Consider the following 3,032-nt stretch of genomic DNA (forward strand, 5'->3'; position numbering starts at 1 on the left):
GTCCTGTCGCAACGACTGCATACCTGCATCCTTGCAGGCACGAGGAGGCGTACTTCAGCCCCCACAGCAAAACGGCTTATGACCCGAGGGGTTGGCGCCTGGAGCTAGACAACGTTACGTGTCGAAAACTTATACTTTCTCATCTTTTAAGTTGAGATAATAATTTCTTTCAAATCCGCTTCGGCACTCGGGGATGCCTCCCGCCCTAAGCCTGACCGCTGCGCTATCAGTCTTAGGGCTTCGGCTACCCCTTGTAAGGCGCCTTCGCTCGGTTTGTATAGGTATTTATTTGCCCACTGTAAATAGTTAAACCACAGTTACTTTCGTTTTTGATTGCTTTTTGATTAATTGTCGGTTGATGGCATTAAAGTAAGCTTTTGCGGATGCACCTAACACATCCTGAGCGACATCGCGTCCAATGGATACTTCTCCATTAATACTTAGATTAACAACCGCTTCGCCAAGTGCATCGCGTCCCTTGCCAATCGATGTAACACGGTAATCTAGAATATGAACTTCGCCTTCAACAAGCAGTTCTAGCGTATTGAAAATGGCTTCAACTGATCCTGAACCTGTCGCTGTCGCAGTGACCGTTTCTCCGTCCGGATTAACAGCTGTAACGGTTGCAGATGGAACATTCGCAGTTGCATATTGAACTTGAACATCTGTAAATTTATAAACGGGTACATCATTCGTCTGAATTTGCTGATCTGTAAATAATACAAACAGATCATCTTCTGTAATTTCTTTTTTACGGTCCGCAAGTTTCTTAAATTCAGCAAACGCTTCATTTAACTTGTCAGCACTAAGATCGAAGCCCATTGAAACAGCACGGTCACTGAATGCGTGTCTGCCAGAGTGTTTACCTAGCGCAAGCGGTTCAGTTTTGCCTCCAATTAATTCTGGTGTAATAATTTCATATGTCTCACGATTTTTTAGGTAGCCGTCCTGGTGAATCCCTGACTCATGCGCAAATGCATTCTTGCCCACAATTGCCTTGTTTGGCTGGATGACTACGCCTGTTAATTGGCTGACAAGCTGGCTAGTGCGTTTAATCTCATGTAAATTAATACCTGTTTCCAATCCGTAATAATCTTTGCGGATATGGAGTGCTACAGCAATTTCTTCAAGCGCAGCATTTCCAGCACGCTCTCCAATACCATTGATTGTACCTTCGACTTGGTCGGCACCATTTTCAATCGCCGCGATTGAGTTGGCTACAGCAAAGCCTAGGTCATCATGACAATGAGCAGAAAGCTTCACTTTATCGATGCCTGTCACGTTTTCTTTCAAGAATTTGAACAATGCACCGTATTCTTGAGGTGTTGCATAGCCAACCGTATCAGGAATATTGATAACGGATGCACCAGCTGCGATTACTTGATTGATGATACGCACTAGGAACTCCCGATCTGAGCGGAATGCATCTTCCGCAGACCATTGAACTTGTGGGAAGAACTTGCGGGCATATTTCACGGCTTCTACTGCAATTTCGACGACCTGGTCAGGTGTTTTCTGAAGCTTATATTCCATATGGATAGGTGAAGTTGCTAAAAACACATGTAGATGAGGTTGTTCCGCACCGCGAAGTGCTTCCCAAGATGTTTCGATATCGCTTTTCATTGCGCGGGCAAGACCAGTTACCGTCGACTTTTTCACTATGTTTGCGATTTTCTGTACCGCTTCAAAATCACCCGGGGATGAAGCAGGAAACCCTGCTTCGATGATTGTTGCCCCGAATTTTTCAAGCTGGCGTGCAATTTCTAACTTCTCTGCTGTATTTAGATTAATACCTGCAGATTGTTCACCGTCCCGAAGAGTTGTGTCAAATATGTCAATTTTTCGCACTACCCACCACTTCTTCCTCTTTTGATTTCGCACCTTCATTGACGAAAGGCATCATTGCGCGAAGCTTTTTACCAACAATTTCAATTTCATGCTGCGCTTCCGTTTCTTCAAATCGATTAAAGTTCGGACGACCATTTTCGTTTTCTTCAATCCATTCTCTCGCAAATTTACCTGATTGAATGTCTGTTAGCACATCTTTCATACGTGCTTTTGTATCCGCGTCAACAATACGTGGTCCTGAAACGAAATCTCCCCACTCAGCTGTATCTGAGATTGAGTAGCGCATGCCCGCCATTCCGCCTTCATACATAAGATCGACAATCAGTTTTGTTTCGTGCAATGTTTCGAAGTAAGCAAGTTCCGGTTGGTAGCCCGCTTCTACTAGCGTTTCAAAACCAGCTTTAACAAGTGAAGTCAGTCCGCCACATAGTACCGCTTGTTCGCCGAATAGATCTGTTTCCGTTTCTTCTTTAAACGTCGTTTCAAGTACGCCGCCACGTGCAGATCCAATCGCTTTTGCATAAGCAAGAGCTACGTCTTTCGCTTGGCCTGAAACGTCTTGATAGACTGCGAACAACGCTGGAACGCCTGCGCCTGCTTCGAATGTTCTACGAACTAGATGTCCAGGTCCTTTTGGTGCGACTAGGAATACGTCAACATCAGCAGGTGGTACGATTTGACCGAAGTGAACGTTGAATCCGTGTGCGAAAACAAGTGATTTACCTGCCTTAAGTGCTGGCTCGATTTCTGCGTCATAGACTTGTTTCTGTCTTTCATCCGGAAGTAGGATCATGATAACGTCCGCTTTTTCAGCAGCTTGACGAACAGTCAATACTTGTAGTCCATCTCGTTTTGCCTGATCAAATGATTTACCTTCGCGTACACCGACAACAACGTTAAATCCAGAATCGTTTAGGTTTTGCGCATGTGCATGGCCTTGTGATCCGTATCCGATGATTGCTACTAGCTTATCTTTCAAAAGTCCTTCGTTGATATCCTGGTTATAATACATTTTAGCCATAATTGTTTTCCTCCTAGTGGTTTGGTTTTTTTAGTTTATTAATGCTGTCTAGACTCCGGGCGCCAACCCCTCGGGTCATAAGCCGTTTTGCTGTGGGGGCTGAAGTACGCCTCCTCGTGCCTGCAAGGATGCAGGTATGCAGTCGTTGCGACAGGACGTCGCG

2 protein-coding genes are annotated in these 3,032 nt (G+C 45.1%); both read right to left on the bottom strand.

From position 1 onward, the window contains the following. Positions 1-306 precede the first annotated feature (306 nt). Entirely contained in the window at positions 307-1,848 is a 1,542-nt protein-coding gene (locus I2484_RS20845) for a 2-isopropylmalate synthase (protein WP_207152967.1), read from the bottom strand. Then, on the bottom strand, positions 1,835-2,869 hold the full coding sequence (gene ilvC / locus I2484_RS20850) for a ketol-acid reductoisomerase (protein ID WP_207152968.1): 1,035 nt from the start codon (positions 2,867-2,869) through the stop codon (positions 1,835-1,837). The genes I2484_RS20845 and ilvC overlap by 14 nt, the downstream gene beginning before the upstream one ends. Positions 2,870-3,032: the final 163 nt, after the last annotated feature.

The sequence above is a fragment of the Sporosarcina sp. E16_8 genome, from assembly GCF_017347095.1.
GTDB lineage: Bacteria > Bacillota > Bacilli > Bacillales_A > Planococcaceae > Sporosarcina.